The organism is Nocardia sp. NPDC057668, assembly GCF_042799795.1.
In the GTDB taxonomy this organism is placed as follows: Bacteria; Actinomycetota; Actinomycetes; order Mycobacteriales; family Mycobacteriaceae; genus Nocardia.
This window is the reverse complement of record NZ_JBHVIC010000002.1, coordinates 1,112,747-1,133,916: the sequence shown is the minus strand read 5'-3', so window position 1 is coordinate 1,133,916 and position 21,170 is coordinate 1,112,747. Positions and strand designations below refer to the sequence as shown.

The following is a 21,170-nucleotide window of genomic DNA, read 5'->3' as shown; positions in this document are numbered from 1 at the left end:
GAGCATGAGTAATCCCGACAGAGTGCGGTTCTGGCGGTCGACTGCGAAGCTGCGCGCCCGCACCCTCGGTGTGCTGTTCTTCGTGGTCTGCGCCCTGTTCCTGTGGACGACCACCGCCATCTACTCCAAGAAATTCGTGGACACGGTCCGCGTGGATCTGCTCACCGACACCGTCGGCAACGCCCTGACCCGCAACGCGGACGTGAAGGTGCGCGGGGTCAATGTCGGCGAGGTGCGCTCGAGCGACTACGACGGCAAGCAGGTCACCCTCGATCTGGCCATCGATCCGGCCATGGCCGAGAAGATTCCGGGCAACGTGACCGCCCGCCTACTACCCAAGACGCTCTTCGGTGAGCGTTACGTCGAGCTGGTCTGGCCGCAGGACCCCAGCGGGCACCTGACCGAGGGCATGACCCTGCACCAGGACACCAGCGGCCACGCCGTCGAGGTGAGCCAGCTGCTCGATCACGTACTGCCGCTGCTGCAGGCCATTCCGCCGCAGTACCTGGCCTCCACGCTCGGCGCGATCTCGCAGGGCCTGCAGGGCCGGGGCGAGGAACTGGGCCGGACCATCGATCGCCTCGACAAGATCTTCACCGAGGTGAACACCGAACTGCCCACGCTGCAGGAGGATCTGCGCAGCTTCGCCGAGGTGGCCGCCACCTACTCCGACGCGGCCCCGCAGCTGGTGTCCGCGCTGGACAACCTGCGCACCACCAACGCCACGATCGTGCAGCAGCGTTCGCAGATCGACACCTTGTTCGCGGTGCTGACACCGAGCTCGTCCGACCTGGCCGACTTCCTGATCACCAATCGGGACAACATCATCGACGTGGCCGCCGACGCGCGGCCCGCGCTCGAGGACCTGGCCAAGTACTCGCCCGGCTACAAGTGCGCGCTGGCGAACTTCGCGCAGATGAAGCCGCGCATCGACGATCTGTTCGGCAAGGGCACCGACCTGCCGGGTTCCCGCGTGACGGTCGAGATCGTCAATCCGCGCGGCCGGTACGTCCCCAACCAGGACGAGCCGCGCTGGTTCGATCCGCGGGGCCCGCTGTGCATCCCGGAGTATCCGCTCACCGTGGATCCCGGTCAGTACACCGACGGTTCGGCCAACGACGGCTCGTATCAGCCGCCGAGCCGCACCCCCGGTGATCAGAACATCGGCATCATGCCGCAGCCGCAGTACCGGGTGTACGGCCCGCAGGCGCCGACCATCGCCGGTTCGCCGCGCGAACAGCAGACCCTGGGCGCCATCTACGGTGCGGCCCACGGCGTTTCGCCCGAGCAGGTGCCGAGCTGGATAACCCGGATCGCGGCCCCGGCTTTCCGCGGCAGTGAGGTGAGCATTCGATGAAGGACCTGCTGCGCGGCCTCGGCCCGACGCTGGCCAAACTCATCGCCTTCATCGTGGTGACCGTGCTGGCCACCGGCGTGCTGGCGCTGACGATCGCCAACTACAGCGGTGGCGGCACCAAGTTCAACGCCCGCTTCACCGACGTGACGTCGCTGAACAAGGGTGACGAGGTGCGCATCGCCGGTGTGCGCGTCGGCAAGGTGACCAAGGTGTCCATCGTCGACAAGAGCCTGGCGAACGTGGAATTCGAGGTGTCGGACCGCAAGTCGCTGCCCGCCTCCACGATCGCCACGATCAAGTACCGGAACCTGGTCGGCCAGCGGTACATCGCGCTGGAACAGGGTGCCGGCGAGCAGGGGCGCAAGATCAACAAGGGCGCCACCATCCCGCTGGAGCGCACCCGGCCCGCGCTGAATCTGACCGAGCTGTTCAACGGGTTCCGCCCGCTGTTCCAGACGCTCACCGCCGATGACGTGAACAAGCTGTCCTACAACATCATTCAGGTGTTCCAGGGCGAGTCCGGCACCATCACCGAACTCGTCGGCAACACCGCGGCGCTGACCAACAAGATCGCCGACAAGGACGCGGTCATCGGCGAGGTCGTCCGCAACCTGAACGCCGTGCTCGAGGTGGTCAACAACCGCGACGACCAGCTGAACCAGCTGATCATCAACACCGAGGCGCTCATCACCGGACTCAACGCCGAACGCGGCGTCATCGGCTCGGCGCTGACCTCGCTCGGCAACCTGACCTCGGCCACCGCCGACCTGCTCGTGCCGGTGCGCCCGAACCTGCAGGGCGCCATCGCGGGCCTGAACGAACTGACCGGCACCCTCAACAGCCGTTCCGACGAGGTCAACGAGGGCCTGGCCAACCTGCCCATCAAGATGGAGAAGCTGGGCCGCGCCGCCTCGTACGGCTCGTGGTTCCAGTTCTACCTGTGCGGCATCGACATCGTCGCCGGACCCGGCACCGCGGACGCCCCGCAGTTGAACCTGCCCGAGGCGATCCAGCACATGCCGACGATCAATCAGCCCATCTACACCAACCCGGCCCCGCGCTGCCACGGAAAGGGAGGCCGCTGATGGACGACCGCGTCGTACTCGGAAAGCGCAGCCCCGTTTTCATGGGCGGGCTGGGCCTGGCCATGGTGCTGCTGGTGACGGTGTCCGCCTTCAGTCTCGACAAGCTGCCCCTCATCGGGGCGGGCACCAAGTACACTGCCGAGTTCTCCGAGGCCGCCGGGCTGAAGAAGGGCAACGAGGTCCGCATCGCCGGCGTCAAGGTCGGCCAGGTGCAGGACGTGCGCCTGGACGGCGACAAGGTGCTCGTCGACTTCCGCACCCAGGACGCCTGGATCGGCAACGAGAGCACCGCCTCGATCCAGATCAAGACCCTGCTCGGGCAGAAGTACCTCTCCGTCGAGCCCAAGGGCGGCGAGGCAGCCGATCCCGACGACGCGATTCCGCTGTCGCGCACGGTATCCCCGTACGACGTGGTGGACGCCTTCAGCGACGCCGCCGTCGACCTCGAGGAGACCGACACCGCCCAGCTCGCGCAGAGCATGCGGGTGCTCTCGGAGGCGTTCTCCGGCACCCCGGCCGAGATCCGCTCCTCCATCGACGGCGTGGCCCGGCTCTCGGAGTCGCTGGCCAAGCGGGACGACCAGTTGCGCAAGCTGTTCGGCGCGACCAAGCAGACCTCGCGGCTGCTGGCCGACCGCAACGCCGAATTCGAGCGGCTGCTCGGCAACGGCGGGCAGTTGCTCGCCGAGCTGAACGTGCGCCAGCAGGCCATCTCACAACTGCTCACCGGCGCGAAAACCATTGCCGCCGAATTGAGTGCGCTGGTCGCGGACAACGAGGCGCAGATCGGCCCGGCGCTGACCAACCTCGAGCAGACCATCACGATGCTCAACGACAACCAGGCCAACATCTCCAAGACACTGCAGCTGGCCGCGCCCTTCTACGGCCTGTACGCCAACGTGCTCGGCACCGGGCGCTGGTTCGACGCGGTCATCACCAACCTGATTCCGCCCGCCCTGCCCGAGATTCCGGGCGATCGCGCGCCGATCCGCAAGATGGGAGGCTGAGATGGCGAACAATCCGCTGACCGCGGTGCGCGACAGCAGCCCCAGGAGCAAACTGATCGCCCTCGTGGTCGCCGTGGCCGTGCTGCTCGCGGCGGTGGCCTGGTGGGGGCTGGGCAGGCTGAACACCACCACCATCACCGCGTACTTCGACAAGTCCGTCGGCATCTACGTCGGCTCGGACGTGCGCATCCTCGGTGTGCCGGTCGGCCGGGTGACCGAGGTGACCCCGGAGGGCGAGCAGGTCAAGGTCGTCATGGCGGTGGACCGCAAGTTCGACGTCCCCGCCGACGCCAAGGCCGCCCAGATCACCCCCTCGGTGGTCTCGGACCGGTACATCCAGCTCGCGCCCGCCTACAAGGGCGGACCCAAGATGGGGCGCGACGCCACCATCCCCAAGGACCGCACCGCCACCCCGGTCGAGGTCGACCGGCTGTACAAGAGCATCACCGAGCTGTCCGAGGCCCTGGGCCCCAACGGCGCCAACAAGGACGGCGCGGTGAACGAACTCGTTCGCACCGCCGCGCAGAACCTCTCGGGCAACGGCGAGGCGCTGGGCAACAGCTTCACGCAGCTGTCCAAGGCCGCCAAGACGCTCTCCGACTCGCGCACCGACATCTTCGACACGGTGAAGAACCTGCAGGAATTCGTGCGCATGCTGGCCGAGAACGACGCGCAGGTGCGCGAGTTCAACACCCAGCTCGGTTCGCTCGCGGGCTTCCTGGCCGACGAGCGCCAGAGCCTGGGCGACGCACTGAGCCTGCTGTCGGTGGCCCTGGGCGACGTGGCCCGCTTCATCGACGACAACCGGGACCTGGTGCAGGCCAACGCACAGGCGCTGACCACGCTCACCCAGACCCTGGCCGATCAGCGCGACGATCTGGCCACGGCGCTGCCGCTGATCCCGACCGCGCTGTCGAACCTCATCAACGTGCACAACGGTGAGACCGGCACCCTCGACATGCGCCCCAACTTCGACGATCTGCAGAACCCGTTCGGGGTCATCTGCAAGATGCTCGATCTGGGCAAGCTGCGCCCGGGGGATCCGCAGTTCGACGCGATCTCGCGACAGCTGAAGCCGATTCTCGACAACTGCGGCATCATCACCGACCAGCTCACCGCGGGCGTGAAGACGCCGTCGCTGGTGCTGCCGTTCGGCATTCTCAGCGGCGACAACGTGCAGCGCAATCCGGTGCCCGGCAGCGTGCCCGGGGTGCCGTCCGAACAGCTGCCGCCCTCGCAGGGAGGTGGACAGCGATGACCCGTATCCGAAGTGGGCGCGGCGCCGCGCTGGCGCTGGCGCTGGGCGCGGTGACCGTGGTCGCCGCCGGCTGCGGCAACGGCGCGTACAGCATTCCGCTGCCCGGCGGCCCGAACGTCGGGGACAACCCGCTGCACATAGACATTCGCTTCGCCGACGTGCTCGACCTGGTGCCGCAGTCCACCGTGAAGGTGGACGGCGTCGCGGTCGGCCGGGTCGACAAGATCGAACTCGCCCCCGACGGCTGGACCGCCAGCGTGCGCGCGGTGGTGAACAACGACGTCGACCTGCCCGCCAACGCCCGGGCCGAGGTGCGCCAGTCCAATCTGCTCGGTGAGAAGTTCATCGAACTGTCCGCGCCCGCGAACGATCCCGCGGCCGCGCGGCTGTCCGACAACGCCGTCATCGACGTCGCGCAGACCCGCACCGCCACCGAGGTGGAGCAGGTCCTCGGCGCGCTGTCGCTGCTGCTCAACGGCGGCGGCGTGGCACAGTTGCAGCCCATCGTCGTCGAGCTCAACAAGGCCCTGGACGGCCGCGACGCCAAGACGCGCTCGCTGCTGGAACAGGCCAACAAGCTCATCGGCGGGCTGAACGACCAGGTCGAGGACATCACCCGCGCCCTGGACGGGCTCGACGTGCTCTCCAGCCGCGTCGGGCAGCAGACCGCGCAGATCGCCAAGATCCTGGACGAACTGCCCGAGGGCATTCAGATCCTCAATGAGCAACGGCCGCAACTGATTCAGCTGCTCACCCAGCTGGATCGCCTGGGGCAGGCCGGATTCGACGTGCTGGACCACTCCAAGGACGATCTGATCGCCGACCTCAACTCCCTGCGCCCGACCCTGCAGGAACTCGGCAGATCCGCCGGCGACCTGGTGACCGCGTTCCCGCTCATCCCGACCTACCCGTTCCCGGACGAGGCCATCAAGTCCGCGTTCGGCGGTCAGGTCAACACCTGGCTGTCGGTGGATCTGGAGATCGGCACACTGCTGTCGAATCTCGGTGTGGGCAAACCGGATCCGGTGTACCTGCCGCCCGCCGGACGGCAGGTCAACGTGGACCCGAGCAACCCGTACTACAACGGCAACGGCCCGCGCGGCGGCTGGCCCACCGTCTCGCTGGTGCCGCTGCCGCCGACCGTGGTGCCGCCGGGACTGCCCGCGCTGCCCGAACCGCTCGGCGCGCTGCTCGATCAGCTGGGAGTGGGTGGTCCGCGATGACCCGTCTGGTGCGTTTTCAGCTCATCGCCTTCGCCGTGATCGCGGTGCTCGGCGTCGCCTTCGTCGGCGCGAAGTACGTGCGGCTGGACAACATGCTCGGCTTCGGGCTGTACCACGTCACGGTGAAGATGCCCGAGACCGGCAACCTGTCCAAGGGCGCCGAGGTCACCTACCGCGGCGTGCCCGTGGGCCGGGTCGGCTCGCTCGACATCACCCCGGACGGCGTCGCGGTCGTGCTGGACATGGATTCGGGCAAGCCCCGGATCCCGGTGAACGCGAAGGCCGTGGTGGCCAATCGATCCGCCATCGGCGAGCAGTACGTGGACCTGATGCCCTCCAGCACCGCCGGGCCGTTCCTGGAGGACGGCTCGGTCATCGACGGCGCGCAGGTGCCGATCCGGGTCGAGGAACTGCTCGGCAGCGTCGATCATTTCGTGCAGACCACCGACCTGGCGGCGCTGAGCACCGCGGTCACCGAACTCGGCAAGGCGTTCGACGGCAAGGGCGACGACCTGGAGATCCTGGTCGACTCGCTGGGCAAGTTCACCGAGACCGGGGTCGAGGCGCTGCCGCAGACCCTGGCGCTGCTGCGGGACGCCCGGATCGCGCTGGGTACCCAGGCCGAACAGTCCGGCAGCATCCGCCAGTTCAGCAACGGCCTGGATCTGCTTGCCGCGCAGCTGCGTTCGAGCGATCCCGACATCCGCAGGCTGATCGGGACCGGCACCGACGCCGGCGATCAGATCCAGCGCCTGGTGGCCGAGAGCGGCCCGGCACTGACCACGAACCTGACGAATCTGCGGGTCATGCTGCTGGCCGTCTCGCCCAAGTTCTACGCGCTCGGGCCGGTGCTGCAGATGCTGCCGCTGCTCTCGATCGGCGCCTCGGCCACCGCCCCCGGCGACGGCACCACCCACTTCGGCCTGGTGCTCGAGACCAACAATCCGCCCGCCTGCACGGTCGGCTACGAGGGCACCCAGGACATCATCCGCCAGATGAAGGCCCAGAACCCGGACTTCGACGACAGCCGGGACGATTTCCCGTTCAACACGAACGCGAAATGCCTTGTGCCGCAAGGCAGCGAGACCGCGGTGCGCGGTGGCGAGCGCGCCGAACTGGCCGATCCCAGTGTCCCGCAGCCGTGGGACGACAAGCCCAAGTACGACCCCGAGAAGCTCAATCTGAACCCCGTCGCGACCCAGCTGGCCACGCTCATGGGCGTCACCCCGAAGCGGTGACGCACCGCCGAGGTGCGTGTTCGCGCACAGCCGGGGCCGCGTCGCGCACAGTGGAAAGTATGGTGTCGGCGTGAGCCAGCAAAAGGACAGCAACCAGGACGCGGAGCTAGGCGAGCCGGCCGCGGAGCCGGTCGCCGAGTCCACCCCGGATCCGGCGCCCGTCCTCCTCGCGAAGCCGGCGCCCGCCCCCGAACCCGACGCCGCGGACGAACCGGACGCCGCGGCCGCACCCGCCGCGGCCCGGCCGGCCGACGCCCGCCGGGTCGTCACGCTCGCGGCGATCGCGCTGCTGGCGGTGGCCGCCGCCTGGTTCGGCGGCACCTGGATCGTGGGCGGGCTGATCCAGGATCGCCCGCGCGCTCAGGCCCGCGACAACGCACTCGACGCCGCACAGCAGGCGGCCATCAACATCACCTCGATGAACCTGGCCGATGTAGACGGCTCGCTGTCGCTGGCCCGGTCGTCCATGACCGGTGAACTGCTCGACGCCTCCACGAAGAACCAGGACCAGATCAAGAAGCAGGTCCTGGATTCGAACGTGAACATGACCTCCAAGGTCGTCGGCGGCTCGCTCACCGAACTCAATTCCGAACGCGATCGGGCCGCGGCCCTGGTCGTGCTCGAGGTCACCGAGAACGGCCCGGGCAAACCCGCCGCCAAACTGCGCTACACCTGGTCGGTGGACGTGGTGCTGGACGACGGCGTGTGGAAGGCCGATCAGGTCCAGGTCGTCTCCGATCCCGTCGCGCTCGGCGGGGAAGCGGGGGCGCAGCAGCCCGCCGCGCCGGGGGACACCGCGCCCACCACCCAGCCCGCCCAGCCGGGCAACTAGGAGACGCGATCATGGCCAACAAACGCCCCGTCAATCGCGTCAGCCCCAAGCGCAGGCCCGCCGCCCAGCGCAGCGCGGGCGCGCGCACCACCGCGGACGACCTGCGCCACGGCACCACCGGCGGCATCGCCGCCCGCAAGGCCGCGGCCCGCGCGGCCGGGGCCGCCGGTCGCGCACCGGCTCCCGCCCGTCCCGTCCGCACCCGGGCGCCGCGCCCGGCGGGCGGCTTCTGGCGCACCTGGCGGACCGCGCTGCTGTGCGGCGGCGCTGCCGTGCTGCTGGCCGCGTTCGCCGTCGTGGGCGCCCTGCGGCCCGGCGTGGACGACGCCAACGTGGCCTACGTGGACAACACCGCCACCGACGAGGTGAAGGCCGCCGCCCAGCACGCCCTGTCCACGATCTACGGCTACAACGCCGCGGACATCGACAAGTTCCGCGAGAACGCCCGGGCCGTGATGACCGGCACCATGCTGGCGGAATTCGACAGGGACAAGCTGCTCGACACCGGCATCGACGCCATCAAGCAGACCAAGACCGACACCAAGGCCACGGCCGACCCCGTCGGCGTCACGCTGCTGACCGGCGACCGTGCCGAACTGCTGGTCAACCTCGCCATCGTGGCCACCAAGGACGGCGTACCGGCCCCCCTGGCCGCGGGCCCGATCGTGCTGCGCATGCAGAAGATCGACGGCCACTGGCTCGCCTCGGAGATCGCCGACAGCTGAGGCCCCGGAACGGGTGTTCCCGCGTGCTTTTCGCGCGGGATCTGCCCTGATCGGGGGCGGATTCCGGGCGCCGGGCGGTGACCGCGCCCGCGCGAGGTGCGCATCGCCCGCGCGCCGCGGCCCGCGGAATTTCCCGCCCCACCTGCGATATCGGCGGCCCCTGTCGCCGCCTGACGAGGCGATCTTCTACTGGGGCAGGGGAACTCGGGTTTTGTCAACTTTTGGCGCCACTTGACGAGTTTCGTCCGACCCGTCACGCTATTCACAACAGCGGCGGCTGTCACAGGGGATCAGACGCCGACGAGGTGCTCGAGCGATCGCAGCCAGCGGACAACGGAGCCCAGTCGGCAGACGGTGTGACGGAGTTGTTGTTCTGGTAGCGCGGCCTCACCCGCTGCGCGAACGCGGTGCCGAAGATCGCTGCTATGCGGTTCGACCATCGCGGGTAAACGGTGTAACCGTCGCAGGGATGCGGAGTGGTCACCGCCACGACACGCTTCGGCGCGTTAGCCCTCCGGGCTTCATTACGGGTGGTACTTTGACACCCCCGTAGGTTTGGGTGTAGTTTTGGACGTTGCGCTGGCTGCCTCCTGTCCATACCTCGATCGCATCGTCGAAAGTTCCACCTTCCGGTGTTACTTCCGCTGCTTGCTGTTCGGGTTTCGTTCGGGTAGTCACCAGCGGAATTCGTAGCAGACAAGCGACGGTCGCGGACCACCACGCGACGCGCGTGAGGTGCTGGAAGGACGCATCTTGGCAGTCTCCACCCAGACCAAGGCCGGTATTCCCGGAGCCCCGAAGCGGGTGTCTTTCGCGAAGATTCGTGAGCCCCTCGAGGTTCCGGGTCTTCTCGATCTACAAACCGACTCGTTCGCCTGGCTGATCGGTTCACCGGTATGGCGGGAAAAGGCGATCGCTCGTGGCGATGTCAACCCGTTCGGTGGGCTCGAGGAGGTGCTCGAGGAGCTCTCGCCGATCGAGGACTTCTCCGGTTCCATGTCCCTGTCGTTCTCCGACCCGCGCTTCGAAGAGGTCAAGGCCTCCATCGAAGAGTGCAAGGACAAGGACATGACCTACGCGGCGCCGTTGTTCGTCACCGCGGAGTTCATCAACAACAACACCGGTGAGATCAAGTCTCAGACGGTCTTCATGGGCGATTTCCCGATGATGACCGACAAGGGCACGTTCATCATCAACGGCACCGAGCGCGTCGTCGTTTCGCAGCTGGTTCGTTCGCCGGGCGTGTACTTCGACGACACCATCGACAAGAGCACCGAGAAGACGCTGCACAGCGTCCGGGTGATCCCGTCGCGTGGCGCGTGGCTGGAGTTCGACGTCGACAAGCGCGACACCGTCGGTGTGCGTATCGACCGCAAGCGCCGGCAGCCGGTCACCGTGCTGCTCAAGGCGCTGGGTCTGACCGCCGAGGAGATCGTGGAGCGCTTCGGCTTCTCCGAGATCATGATGTCCACCCTGGAGAAGGACAGCACTCCGGGTCAGGACGAGGCACTCCTCGACATCTACCGCAAGCTGCGCCCGGGCGAGCCGCCGACCAAGGAGTCCGCGCAGACCCTGCTGGAGAACCTGTTCTTCAAGGAGAAGCGCTACGACCTGGCCCGCGTCGGCCGCTACAAGGTCAACAAGAAGCTGGGCCTGAACCTGGACAAGCCGGTCACGGGTTCGGTGCTGACCAAGGAAGACATCGTCGCGACGATCGAGTACCTGGTCCGTCTGCACCAGGGCGATCGCATGATGACCGCGCCGGAGGGCCGCGAGGTTCCGGTCGAGGTCGATGACATCGATCACTTCGGCAACCGTCGTCTGCGCACCGTGGGCGAGCTGATCCAGAACCAGATCCGGGTCGGCCTCTCGCGTATGGAGCGTGTCGTGCGTGAGCGCATGACCACCCAGGACGTCGAGGCCATCACGCCGCAGACCCTGATCAACATCCGTCCCGTCGTGGCCGCGATCAAGGAGTTCTTCGGAACCTCCCAGCTGTCGCAGTTCATGGACCAGAACAACCCGCTCTCGGGTCTGACCCACAAGCGCCGCCTGTCGGCGCTGGGCCCGGGTGGTCTGTCCCGTGAGCGCGCCGGCCTGGAAGTTCGTGACGTCCACCCGTCGCACTACGGCCGCATGTGCCCGATCGAGACCCCGGAAGGCCCGAACATCGGCCTGATCGGTTCGCTCTCGGTGTACGCGCGGGTCAACCCGTTCGGCTTCATCGAGACCCCGTACCGCCGGGTCGTCGACGGCCGCGTCACCGATGAGGTCAAGTACCTCACCGCCGACGAGGAAGACCGCCACATCCGCGCCCAGGCGAACTCGCCGGTGGATCTGGACGGCCGCTTCCTCGAGGAGCGCGTGCTCGCTCGCCACGGCAACGAGGAGATGGAATACGTCGACGCGTCCGCGGTCGACTTCATGGATGTCTCGCCGCGCCAGATGGTGTCGGTCGCGACGGCCATGATCCCGTTCCTCGAGCACGACGACGCCAACCGTGCCCTCATGGGCGCGAACATGCAGCGTCAGGCCGTGCCGCTGGTCCGTTCCGAGTCGCCGCTGGTCGGCACCGGTATGGAGCTGCGCGCCGCGGTCGACGCCGGCGATGTGGTCGTGAACCAGAAGGCCGGTGTGGTGGAAGAGGTTTCGGCCGACTTCATCACCGTCATGCACGACGACGGCACCCGCCGCTCGTACCGCATGCGCAAGTTCGAGCGCTCGAACCAGGGCACCTGTGCCAACCAGCGTCCGATCGTGGACGAGGGTCTGCGGGTCGAGGCCGGGCACGTGCTCGCCGACGGCCCCTGCACCCAGAACGGTGAGATGGCCCTGGGCAAGAACCTGCTCGTGGCGATCATGCCGTGGGAGGGCCACAACTACGAGGACGCGATCATCCTGTCGCAGCGCCTCGTGGAGGATGACGTGCTCACCTCGATTCACATCGAGGAGCACGAGATCGACGCGCGCGACACCAAGCTGGGCGCCGAGGAGATCACCCGGGACATCCCGAACGTCTCCGACGAGGTCCTGGCCGATCTCGACGAGCGCGGCATCGTCCGCATCGGCGCCGAGGTCCGCGACGGCGACATCCTGGTCGGCAAGGTCACCCCGAAGGGCGAGACCGAGCTGACCCCCGAGGAGCGCCTGCTGCGCGCCATCTTCGGCGAGAAGGCCCGCGAAGTTCGCGACACCTCGCTCAAGGTGCCCCACGGTGAGTCCGGCAAGGTCATCGGCGTGCGCGTGTTCTCGCGTGACGACGACGACGATCTGCCCCCGGGCGTCAACGAACTGGTCCGCGTGTACGTGGCGCAGAAGCGCAAGATCCAGGACGGCGACAAGCTCGCCGGCCGCCACGGCAACAAGGGCGTCATCGGCAAGATCCTGCCGCAGGAGGATATGCCCTTCCTGCCGGACGGCACGCCGGTCGACATCATCCTGAACACCCACGGTGTGCCGCGTCGTATGAACATCGGTCAGGTGCTGGAAACCCATCTGGGTTACATCGCCAAGACCGGCTGGCAGGTCGAGGGTGAGCCGGAGTGGGCCAAGCGCCTGCCCGAGGAGATGCTGGGTCAGGTCGCCGACACCAATATCGCCACGCCCGTGTTCGACGGCGCGCGCGAGGAGGAGCTGACGGGTCTGCTGGCCTCGACGCTGCCGAACCGCGACGGCGAGAAGATGATCGACGACAACGGCAAGGCGGTGCTGCTGGACGGCCGCTCCGGTGAGCCGTTCCCGTACCCGGTCTCGGTCGGCTACATGTACATCCTGAAGCTGCACCACCTGGTGGACGACAAGATCCACGCGCGTTCGACGGGTCCGTACTCGATGATCACGCAGCAGCCCCTCGGTGGTAAGGCCCAGTTCGGTGGTCAGCGCTTCGGTGAGATGGAGTGCTGGGCCATGCAGGCGTACGGCGCCGCCTACACGCTGCAGGAACTGCTCACCATCAAGTCGGACGATGTCGTCGGCCGCGTGAAGGTGTACGAGGCGATCGTCAAGGGCGAGAACATCCCGGAGCCGGGTATTCCGGAGTCGTTCAAGGTTCTGCTCAAGGAACTCCAGTCGCTGTGCCTGAACGTCGAGGTGCTGTCCTCGGACGGCGCCGCGATCGAGATGCGCGACGGCGATGATGAGGACCTGGAGCGCGCCGCGGCGAACCTGGGCATCAACCTGTCCCGCAACGAGGCTGCGACGGTCGACGACCTGGCGCAGTAAGAGCGATCGGTCCGGGTGGGCGATTCGTTGAATCACTCACCCGGGCGGACCTTTTCGAGCGACCCGCACACGGTCGCCACGAGATGGATATAGCGACTTTTGCTCATACTCAACCCGTACAGGGGAAAGGAAGTTACGTGCTAGACGTCAACTTCTTCGATGAACTCCGGATCGGCCTGGCTTCCGCCGAAGACATTCGTCAGTGGTCGTTCGGCGAAGTGAAGAAGCCGGAGACCATCAACTACCGCACGCTGAAGCCCGAGAAGGACGGCCTCTTCTGCGAGAAGATCTTCGGTCCCACCCGGGACTGGGAGTGCTACTGCGGTAAGTACAAGCGCGTCCGCTTCAAGGGCATCATCTGTGAGCGCTGTGGCGTCGAGGTCACTCGCGCCAAGGTGCGCCGCGAGCGGATGGGCCACATCGAGCTGGCCGCGCCGGTCACCCACATCTGGTACTTCAAGGGCGTGCCTTCGCGCCTGGGTTACCTGCTCGACCTGGCGCCGAAGGATCTCGAGAAGATCATCTACTTCGCCGCCTACGTCATCACCGAGGTGAACGAGGAGGCTCGCCACAACGAGCTGTCCACCCTCGAAGCCGAGATGGACGTGCGCAAGAAGGTCGTCGCCGATCAGCGCGACGCCGACCTGGAGGCCCGCGCCCAGAAGCTCGAGGCCGACCTGGCCGAGCTCGAGGCCGAGGGCGCCAAGTCCGACGTGCGCCGCAAGGTCAAGGACGGCGGCGAGCGCGAGATGCGTCAGCTGCGCGACCGCGCCCAGCGCGAGCTGGACCGGCTCGACGAGGTCTGGACCACGTTCACCAAGCTGTCGGTCAAGCAGCTCATCGTGGACGAGATGCTGTACCGCGAGCTGCAGGACGAGTACGGCGAGTACTTCACGGGTCACATGGGCGCCGAGGCGATCCAGAAGCTCATGGAGCAGTTCGACATCCCGGCCGAGGCCGAGAACCTGCGTGAGATCATCCGGACGGGCAAGGGCCAGAAGAAGCTTCGCGCGCTGAAGCGTCTCAAGGTCGTCGCCGCGTTCCAGATGAACGGCAACTCGCCCATGGGCATGGTGCTGGACGCTGTCCCGGTGATCCCGCCGGAGCTGCGCCCGATGGTTCAGCTCGACGGTGGCCGCTTCGCGACCTCCGACCTGAACGACCTGTACCGCCGCGTGATCAACCGCAACAACCGTTTGAAGCGACTGATCGATCTGGGTGCGCCCGAGATCATCGTGAACAACGAGAAGCGCATGCTGCAGGAGTCGGTCGACGCGCTGTTCGACAACGGCCGTCGTGGCCGTCCGGTCACCGGTCCGGGTAACCGCCCGCTGAAGTCCCTGAGCGATCTGCTCAAGGGCAAGCAGGGTCGTTTCCGTCAGAACCTGCTCGGTAAGCGCGTGGACTACTCGGGCCGTTCGGTCATCGTGGTCGGTCCGCAGCTCAAGCTGCACCAGTGCGGTCTGCCGAAGCTGATGGCGCTCGAGCTGTTCAAGCCGTTCGTCATGAAGCGTCTGGTCGATCTCAACCACGCGCAGAACATCAAGTCCGCCAAGCGGATGGTCGAGCGCCAGCGCGCCCAGGTGTGGGACGTCCTCGAAGAGGTCATCTCCGAGCACCCGGTGCTGCTGAACCGCGCGCCCACCCTGCACCGCCTGGGTATCCAGGCCTTCGAGCCGCTGCTGGTCGAGGGCAAGGCCATCCAGCTGCACCCGCTCGTGTGTGAGGCGTTCAACGCCGACTTCGACGGTGACCAGATGGCCGTGCACCTGCCGCTGTCCGCGGAGGCGCAGGCCGAGGCCCGCATCCTGATGCTGTCCTCGAACAACATCCTGTCGCCCGCGTCGGGTCGTCCGCTCGCCATGCCGCGTCTGGACATGGTGACCGGCCTGTTCTACCTGACCCGCCTCGAAGAGGGTGGCAAGGGCGAATACCAGGCCGCGACAAAGGATTCCGCCGAGTTCGGCGTGTACTCCTCGCCGGCCGAGGCGCAGATGGCGGTGGACCGCGGTGAGCTCACCGTGCGTTCGCTGATCAAGGTCCGCCTGACCGAGCAGCGCCCGCCGAAGGACACCGAGGCCGAGCTGTTCCCGAACGGCTGGCAGCGGGGCGACGCGTGGACGGTCAAGACCACGCTGGGCCGCGTCATCTTCAACGATCTGCTCCCGGCGGACTACGCGTTCATCGACGAGCCGATGCCGAAGAAGCGGCAGGCGGCGATCATCAACGATCTCGCCGAGCGCTACCCGATGATCGTGGTCGCCCAGACGGTCGACAAGCTGAAGGACGCGGGCTTCTACTGGGCCACCCGTTCCGGCGTCACCGTCTCGATGTCGGACGTTCTGGTTCCGCCGAACAAGTCCGAGATCATGGCGCGCTACGACGAGCAGGCCAATCAGATCGAGAAGAAGTACCAGCGTGGTGCTCTCGATCACCAGGAGCGCAACAACGCCCTGGTCAAGATCTGGCAGGAAGCGACCGAAGAGGTCGGCCGCGCGCTGCGCGACCACTACCCGGCCGACAACCCGATCATCACGATCGTCGACTCGGGCGCGACGGGTAACTTCACCCAGACCCGTACCCTCGCGGGTATGAAGGGCCTGGTGACGAACCCGAAGGGTGAGTTCATCCCGCAGCCGATCAAGTCCTCCTTCCGTGAGGGCCTGACGGTTCTGGAGTACTTCATCAACACGCACGGCGCTCGAAAGGGTCTGGCCGACACCGCGCTTCGTACCGCGGACTCGGGCTACCTGACCCGTCGTCTGGTCGACGTGTCGCAGGACGTCATCGTGCGCGAGACCGACTGTGGCACCGAGCGCGGCATCGTGGTGCCGATCGCGGAGAAGCAGGCCGACGGCTCGCTGATCCGGGACGCGCACGTGGAGACGAGCACCTACGCTCGTACCCTCGCCACCGACGCGCTGGACGCCAACGGCAACGTCGTCATCGAGAAGGGTCACGATCTCGGCGACCCGGCGCTGGACGCGCTGCTCGAGGCCGGCATCACCGAGGTGAAGGTCCGCTCCGTGCTGACCTGCACCACCGGCACCGGCGTGTGTGCGACCTGCTACGGCCGCTCGATGGCGACCGGCAAGCTGGTCGACATCGGTGAGGCCGTCGGTATCGTCGCCGCGCAGTCCATCGGTGAGCCCGGTACCCAGCTGACCATGCGTACCTTCCACCAGGGTGGTGTCGCGGGCGATGACATCACCGGCGGTCTGCCCCGCGTGCAGGAGCTCTTCGAGGCTCGTGTGCCCAAGGGCAAGGCGCCGATCGCGGAGGTCTCGGGTCGCGTGCGGCTCGAGGACGACGACCGCTTCTACAAGATCACGATCATCCCGGACGACGGGTCGGACGAGGTCCTGTACGACAAGCTGTCGAAGCGTCAGCGGCTGCGGGTGTTCAAGCACGAGGACGGCTCGGAGCGCCTGCTCGCCGACGGCGATCATGTCGAGGTCGGCCAGCAGCTGCTGGAGGGTTCGGCTGATCCGCACGAGGTGCTGCGCGTGATGGGCCCCCGTCAGGTGCAGATCCACCTGGTCCACGAGGTCCAGGAGGTCTACCGCTCGCAGGGTGTGTCGATCCACGACAAGCACATCGAGGTCATCGTTCGCCAGATGCTGCGTCGCGTCACCATCATCGACTCGGGTGCGACCGAGTTCCTGCCCGGTTCGCTCGTCGAGCGTGCCGAGTTCGAGAACTCGAACCGCCGCGTGGTCGCCGAGGGTGCCGAGCCGGCGTCGGGTCGTCCGGTGCTGATGGGTATCACCAAGGCGTCGCTCGCGACCGATTCGTGGCTGTCGGCGGCCTCCTTCCAGGAGACCACCCGCGTGCTCACGGACGCCGCGATCAACTGCCGCTCCGACAAGCTGATCGGCTTGAAGGAGAACGTGATCATCGGCAAGCTGATCCCGGCCGGTACCGGTATCAACCGCTACCGCAACATCCAGGTCCAGCCCACCGAGGAGGCCCGTCAGGCCGCGTACGCGGTGCCGTCCTACGACGACACCTACTACACCCCGGACGGCTTCGGCACCACGACCGGTGCCGCGGTTCCGCTGGACGACTACGGCTTCAGCGACTACCGCTAAAGCTTCGGTCCAGGAACAACATTCGGCCCCCGCTCTTCGGAGCGGGGGCCGTTTGCCGTGCGGGGAGGTGTCGCGCGGCGGCGGGTCCGGCCGCGACGATGCCGGATTCACCGTGGCCGCGGGGGAGCTCCGGTCACGGTGTCCTCTGGATTCGTCGAGGGCGTGGTCCGCGCGGTTCGGCCGGAGCGCACGATCCGGTGATCCGCCGACCGGTGTTGATCTCGAGTGATAGCGTGAAGCTCTGGATGGGTGCGGCGTGAAGGGGTTCCCGATGGTGGCTGGGCGTCGTGTACTTGCCGTAATGCTCTGTGCCGCCGCGTTATCGGTGGGCTCGGCCGGGATCGGCGCCGCCGCGCCGTCGGAGGCGGGGTTGGGCGGGTGCTACCGGGGGAACGTGCTGACCGGGGCGCTGGTGCCCGGGTCTGGGAGTGCCGGGCAGGGGGTGCGGCGGACGGCGGAGGTGTGGGATTGCGTCAGTCCGTTGTTGCCGGGGGTGGTGTCCGGGCGGTTCGAGGCCGAGCTGCCGTGGGTCGGGTTCGGGTCGCGGTCGCAGGCGCGGTTCATCTGGTCGGACGGGAGCGTCAGTACCGCGAGCGGATTGCCCAACACCCTGTGGACGATTGTGGATGGTCCGGCGGCGGGGCATATCCTGCGATTCCAGTTGGCGGGCAACAGGGACGGCGACTGGTACTACCTGACCGGCAGCGCGCAGATCGAGTCGCTGACCTTCATGCGCTAGCCGCGAACACAGTTCATCGACCCCGATGAACTGGTCGTCTGGCTACGGTTCGAGGTGTCAGCGTGGTGGCGGGAGGGCCTCGAAGGCCGGGGCCAGAGCCTGGGAAGCGCCGGGGACCAGGGAATTCGCGTAGGCCAGGGCCGCGTCGACGGCCGGCTGACCGCCCGCCTGCTGGAGGCCGATCGCGCCGCCGAGCAGGGCGCCGACCACCGTCAGGATCGGGACGGTGATGATGTCGAAGACGAAGAGCCCGGCGGGGAAACCGATCAGGAAGCCGATCGCGCCGCCGATGGCCGCGCCGGTGGCGACGGCCGGCAGGTGCGCCTGGACGACGTCGAAGAAATGCTGCTGGGCGTTGACGTCGCGCAGCGCTACCGGGGACGCGGCCTTGGGCGTCAGGGTGAGGCGGCGGCCGTCCTCGTCGATGACCGGCGCGAATTCCAGGTTCTTCCCGGAGATCTCGTATGTCAGTGGGACGGTGGCCAATTCGAGCCCGTCGGCGTCGGTGGCGACGATCGCCTGCCCGTCCCAGGTGGCCAGGAAGCGCCCGGCCGCCACGGTGCTGACCGCGGCGCGCTTGTCCGCGGACAACTCCACCCGGTAGTCCACGCCGTGATCGGTGCCGCTCACCTGTACGGCGGGCGCTGCTCCGGCCGGATCCGCCACCGCGGGTGTGCTCGCGACGACCGTCGCCGTGAGGCAGAACAGTGTCGGCGCAATGATCCTGGTCATGCCCATGGTGGTGCCCCTAGCGCTGCGAAACGGGTTGTGGCGTGATCTTGCGCAACGACCGTACCGGGCGGCGCGGGGGATAGGAACCCCGCGTCGCATATGCGACGGGCCCGGATGCCGGCGCGGGTGCGCACGCTCGCCGTCGTGGCGACGCTCGAAGTCCGCGCTTCGGAAGCGCGGTGCGACATGCCCGTCGGCGCATGGCGATCCGGGGTCGGCCGCATCGTCGCGGCGATGCCCCTGCTCGCCGGTCCGGCCGAGGGCGTGCCGGTGTCGGGAGAGCGCTCAGTTCTCCGATCCGGCGGGCGCGGACAGGGCCAGGGCGATGCGGTCCGCCGCCGCGCGCAATTGCGCGGCCAGTTCGGGAGATTCGCGGACTTCGTACGCGACGCCGAGGGTTATGAGCCGCCCGGCCAGCCACTCGACCGAGTCCTCGCGAATGCCCCGCAGGCGACAGGTATCGGCATCGACGGCGTTCAGCTCGCCGGGGCTCTCGCCGAGACCGCCGGAAATCCGGTGCAGGGGAGCGTGAATGGTCACATCGACGGCGAAGGGCGTTATGCCCCAGTCGGTGCGAGCGCCCGCCACGTAGGCGGCCGCATGCTCGGCGGGCAGCTCGCGCGGGGTGAATCGGGCCGCGGTGGGCTGCGGCGCGGTGACGCGGTCGACGCGAAAACTGCGCCAGGCGTTGCGATCCACGTCGTAGGCGACCAGGTACCAGCGTCCACGGGTGGCGCTCAGGCCGTTGGGTTCGACGTTGCGGCGCGATTCGGCCCCCGCGGCGTCGCGATAGGTGAAGCGGACGCGTTCGTGATTGGTGATGGTGGCGGCCAGGGTGGCCAGCACCTCGGGGTCGGCGGTCGGCCCGGTGCCGGTGAACACGGCGGTGGCCGCGCCCAGCACCCGCACGCGGCGGCGGAGCTTGGCGGGCAGCACCTGTTCGAGTTTGGCCAGGGCCCGGACCGAGGATTCCTCGATGCCCGCCACGGCCTGCCCGGCGGCCGCTCGCAACCCGACGGCGATGGCCACGGCCTCGTCGTCGTCGAGCAGCAGCGGCGGCAGTGCCGCTCCGGCGGCCAGCCGGTAGCCGCCGGTCACGCCGAGCGTGGCCTCGACCGGGTAGCCGAGGTCGCGCAGGCGGTCGATGTCACGGCGCACGGTGCGGTCGCTGACACCGAGCCGTTCGGCCAGTTCGCTGCCCGGCCATTCGCGCGGGGTCTGCAGCAGCGACAGCATGCGCAGTAGTCGCCCGGGTGTGTCGTTCATGCTCGACATCCTCTCGCACAACTAGGCCGCGACCTGTCCTAGATGCTTCCTAACGTGGTCCTCGGTTCGAACGACGACACGAGGAGTTCCCATGACCGCCATCCGCCCCTTCCGCATCGACATCGCGCGGGCCGACCTCGGCGACCTGCGGGATCGGCTGGCCCGGACCCGCTGGTCCGCGCAGCTGCCGGGGCAGGACTGGGAGCGCGGCGTGCCGGTCGCCTACCTGCGTGAGCTCGTCGAGTACTGGCGCACCGAATTCGATTGGCGGGCAGTCGAAGCCGAGCTCAACGCCTTTCCGCAGTTCCTGACCGAGATCGACGGCCTGGATGTGCACTTCCTGCACGTGCGCTCGCCCGAGCCGCACGCGGTGCCGCTGCTGCTGACCCACGGCTGGCCGAACTCGTTCGTGGAATTCACCGACACCATCGGCCCGCTGACCGATCCCCGCGCGCACGGCCTCGACCCCGAGCCGGCCTTCCACGTGGTCGTGCCGTCGGTTCCGGGTTTCGCGTTCTCGCAGGCGCCCGGCGCGACCGGTATGACGGTGCGCCGGGTGGCGACCATGTTCGCGGCCCTGATGGACCGCCTCGGCTACGACCGGTACGGCACCCAGGGCGGTGATCTGGGCGCGTACGTCGCCCCCGAAATCGCCCTGGTCGCACCGGAACACGTGATCGGCGTGCACGTCGACGGCGGCCTCGGCATGCCCACCGCCGCCGATGTGCCGGGCATGTCGGCGAGCGAGCTGGCCGACTGGGACATGATGCGGGGCTGGATGACCGGCGGCACCGACCATCACTCCCTGCTGCGCGCCGCGCCCCAGTCCCTCGCGCACGCGTGGACCGATTCCCCGGCCGGCCTGCTCGGCTGGTTGATGCAGAAGTTCCACGAGTTCAGCCCGATGGCCGATCACCCCGAGGACGTCATGAAGCGCGACCACCTGCTGACCAACGCCGCCCTGTACTGGTTCACCAACACGGCCGCCACCTCCTCGTGGCCGATGTACGACGGCCTGGTCGACGGCGGCTTCGCCATGCCCAAGGGCCAGAACCTGGTCCCGACGGGCCAGTACGGCGGCGGCATGCCCCTGATGCGCCGCCTGGCCGGCGACCACAACGACATCGTCCACTGGCCCGAGGGCAATCCCGGCAACCACTTCGTGGCCATGGAACAGCCCGCCGCCCACGTGGCCGACATCCGCGCCTTCTTCACGCTGCTGGCAGACCGCCCGGTCGAGCCGGTCGCCTGATCTCGGGTCGCCGAGCCGCGAGTTCCGCTCGGTCCGTTGCCCGCTGCGGTGTCTCCGGACCGTGCCCTCGCTCGACCCGGTGAGTGGCTGCCTCCGCAGTCGGTTCGGCCGGTGCGCCTGGGGCCGTGTCGGTTTCGAGCAGCG

At 67.9% G+C, this 21,170-nt stretch carries 14 protein-coding genes; 12 read left to right on the top strand and 2 right to left on the bottom strand.

The features are described 5' to 3' along the window. Positions 1-4 precede the first annotated feature (4 nt). The 11 genes from ACFVBH_RS17640 to ACFVBH_RS17590 all read left to right on the top strand — a co-directional run bounded on the left by ACFVBH_RS17640 (position 5) and on the right by ACFVBH_RS17590 (position 17,776). Positions 5-1,357: an MCE family protein gene (locus tag ACFVBH_RS17640; protein WP_354987562.1), complete on the top strand. Its 1,353-nt coding sequence runs from the start codon at positions 5-7 to the stop codon at positions 1,355-1,357. Then, entirely contained in the window at positions 1,354-2,442 is a 1,089-nt protein-coding gene (locus ACFVBH_RS17635) for an MlaD family protein (RefSeq protein ID WP_354987561.1), read from the top strand. Before ACFVBH_RS17640 ends, ACFVBH_RS17635 begins: the two co-directional genes overlap by 4 nt. Then, positions 2,442-3,449 carry an MCE family protein gene (locus tag ACFVBH_RS17630; RefSeq protein WP_354987560.1) on the top strand — a complete coding sequence of 336 codons (1,008 nt, stop codon included), beginning with the start codon at positions 2,442-2,444 and terminating at the stop codon, positions 3,447-3,449. The genes ACFVBH_RS17635 and ACFVBH_RS17630 overlap by 1 nt, the downstream gene beginning before the upstream one ends. A gap of 1 nt (position 3,450) precedes the next feature. Then, entirely contained in the window at positions 3,451-4,707 is a 1,257-nt protein-coding gene (locus ACFVBH_RS17625; protein WP_354987559.1) for an MCE family protein, read from the top strand. Further along, positions 4,704-5,930 carry an MCE family protein gene (locus ACFVBH_RS17620; protein ID WP_379002516.1) on the top strand — a complete coding sequence of 409 codons (1,227 nt, stop codon included), beginning with the start codon at positions 4,704-4,706 and terminating at the stop codon, positions 5,928-5,930. Before ACFVBH_RS17625 ends, ACFVBH_RS17620 begins: the two co-directional genes overlap by 4 nt. After that, entirely contained in the window at positions 5,927-7,168 is a 1,242-nt protein-coding gene (locus ACFVBH_RS17615) for an MCE family protein (protein ID WP_379002514.1), read from the top strand. The genes ACFVBH_RS17620 and ACFVBH_RS17615 overlap by 4 nt, the downstream gene beginning before the upstream one ends. Before the next feature lie 70 nt (positions 7,169-7,238). Further along, positions 7,239-8,000, top strand: coding sequence for a hypothetical protein (locus tag ACFVBH_RS17610; protein ID WP_379002512.1), 762 nt, complete (start codon positions 7,239-7,241; stop codon positions 7,998-8,000). Between the two features lie 11 nt (positions 8,001-8,011). Beyond that, the gene (locus ACFVBH_RS17605; RefSeq protein WP_354987555.1) at positions 8,012-8,725 is read left to right on the top strand and encodes a hypothetical protein; all 714 of its coding nucleotides are present in this window, start codon (positions 8,012-8,014) and stop codon (positions 8,723-8,725) included. Between the two features lie 735 nt (positions 8,726-9,460). After that, positions 9,461-12,946: a DNA-directed RNA polymerase subunit beta gene (locus ACFVBH_RS17600; protein WP_354987554.1), complete on the top strand. Its 3,486-nt coding sequence runs from the start codon at positions 9,461-9,463 to the stop codon at positions 12,944-12,946. 137 nt (positions 12,947-13,083) lie between these two features. After that, positions 13,084-17,037 carry a DNA-directed RNA polymerase subunit beta' gene (locus ACFVBH_RS17595; RefSeq protein ID WP_379002509.1) on the top strand — a complete coding sequence of 1,318 codons (3,954 nt, stop codon included), beginning with the start codon at positions 13,084-13,086 and terminating at the stop codon, positions 17,035-17,037. Between the two features lie 301 nt (positions 17,038-17,338). Continuing rightward, positions 17,339-17,776: a hypothetical protein gene (locus ACFVBH_RS17590; protein WP_379002507.1), complete on the top strand. Its 438-nt coding sequence runs from the start codon at positions 17,339-17,341 to the stop codon at positions 17,774-17,776. Positions 17,777-17,833: 57 nt separating this feature from the next. Here the strand turns inward: ACFVBH_RS17590 and ACFVBH_RS17585 are convergent, their stop codons facing one another. Both ACFVBH_RS17585 and ACFVBH_RS17580 read right to left on the bottom strand, forming a co-directional pair. After that, complete coding sequence (locus ACFVBH_RS17585; protein WP_379002505.1) at positions 17,834-18,508, bottom strand: hypothetical protein; 675 nt, start codon at positions 18,506-18,508, stop codon at positions 17,834-17,836. 285 nt (positions 18,509-18,793) lie between these two features. Further along, positions 18,794-19,774, bottom strand: a complete 981-nt coding sequence (locus tag ACFVBH_RS17580) for a helix-turn-helix transcriptional regulator (protein ID WP_379002503.1) — start codon at positions 19,772-19,774, stop codon at positions 18,794-18,796. Positions 19,775-19,865: 91 nt separating this feature from the next. Here ACFVBH_RS17580 and ACFVBH_RS17575 point away from each other — a divergent pair, with 91 nt between their 5' ends. Continuing rightward, entirely contained in the window at positions 19,866-21,026 is a 1,161-nt protein-coding gene (locus tag ACFVBH_RS17575; RefSeq protein WP_379002501.1) for an epoxide hydrolase family protein, read from the top strand. Positions 21,027-21,170: the final 144 nt, after the last annotated feature.

Excerpts from the sequence above, each read along its gene's own strand:
- ACFVBH_RS17625 (WP_354987559.1), top strand. The coding sequence starts at position 3,451 with ATGGCGAACAATCCGCTGACCGCGGTGCGCGACAGCAGCCCCAGGAGC.
- ACFVBH_RS17590 (WP_379002507.1), top strand. The coding sequence starts at position 17,339 with ATGCTCTGTGCCGCCGCGTTATCGGTGGGCTCGGCCGGGATCGGCGCC.
- ACFVBH_RS17605 (WP_354987555.1), top strand. The coding sequence starts at position 8,012 with ATGGCCAACAAACGCCCCGTCAATCGCGTCAGCCCCAAGCGCAGGCCC.
- ACFVBH_RS17575 (WP_379002501.1), top strand. The coding sequence starts at position 19,866 with ATGACCGCCATCCGCCCCTTCCGCATCGACATCGCGCGGGCCGACCTC.
- ACFVBH_RS17630 (WP_354987560.1), top strand. The coding sequence starts at position 2,442 with ATGGACGACCGCGTCGTACTCGGAAAGCGCAGCCCCGTTTTCATGGGC.
- ACFVBH_RS17635 (WP_354987561.1), top strand. The coding sequence starts at position 1,354 with ATGAAGGACCTGCTGCGCGGCCTCGGCCCGACGCTGGCCAAACTCATC.
- ACFVBH_RS17580 (WP_379002503.1), bottom strand. The coding sequence starts at position 19,774 with ATGAACGACACACCCGGGCGACTACTGCGCATGCTGTCGCTGCTGCAG.
- ACFVBH_RS17620 (WP_379002516.1), top strand. The coding sequence starts at position 4,704 with ATGACCCGTATCCGAAGTGGGCGCGGCGCCGCGCTGGCGCTGGCGCTG.
- ACFVBH_RS17615 (WP_379002514.1), top strand. The coding sequence starts at position 5,927 with ATGACCCGTCTGGTGCGTTTTCAGCTCATCGCCTTCGCCGTGATCGCG.
- ACFVBH_RS17585 (WP_379002505.1), bottom strand. The coding sequence starts at position 18,508 with ATGACCAGGATCATTGCGCCGACACTGTTCTGCCTCACGGCGACGGTC.
- ACFVBH_RS17640 (WP_354987562.1), top strand. The coding sequence starts at position 5 with ATGAGTAATCCCGACAGAGTGCGGTTCTGGCGGTCGACTGCGAAGCTG.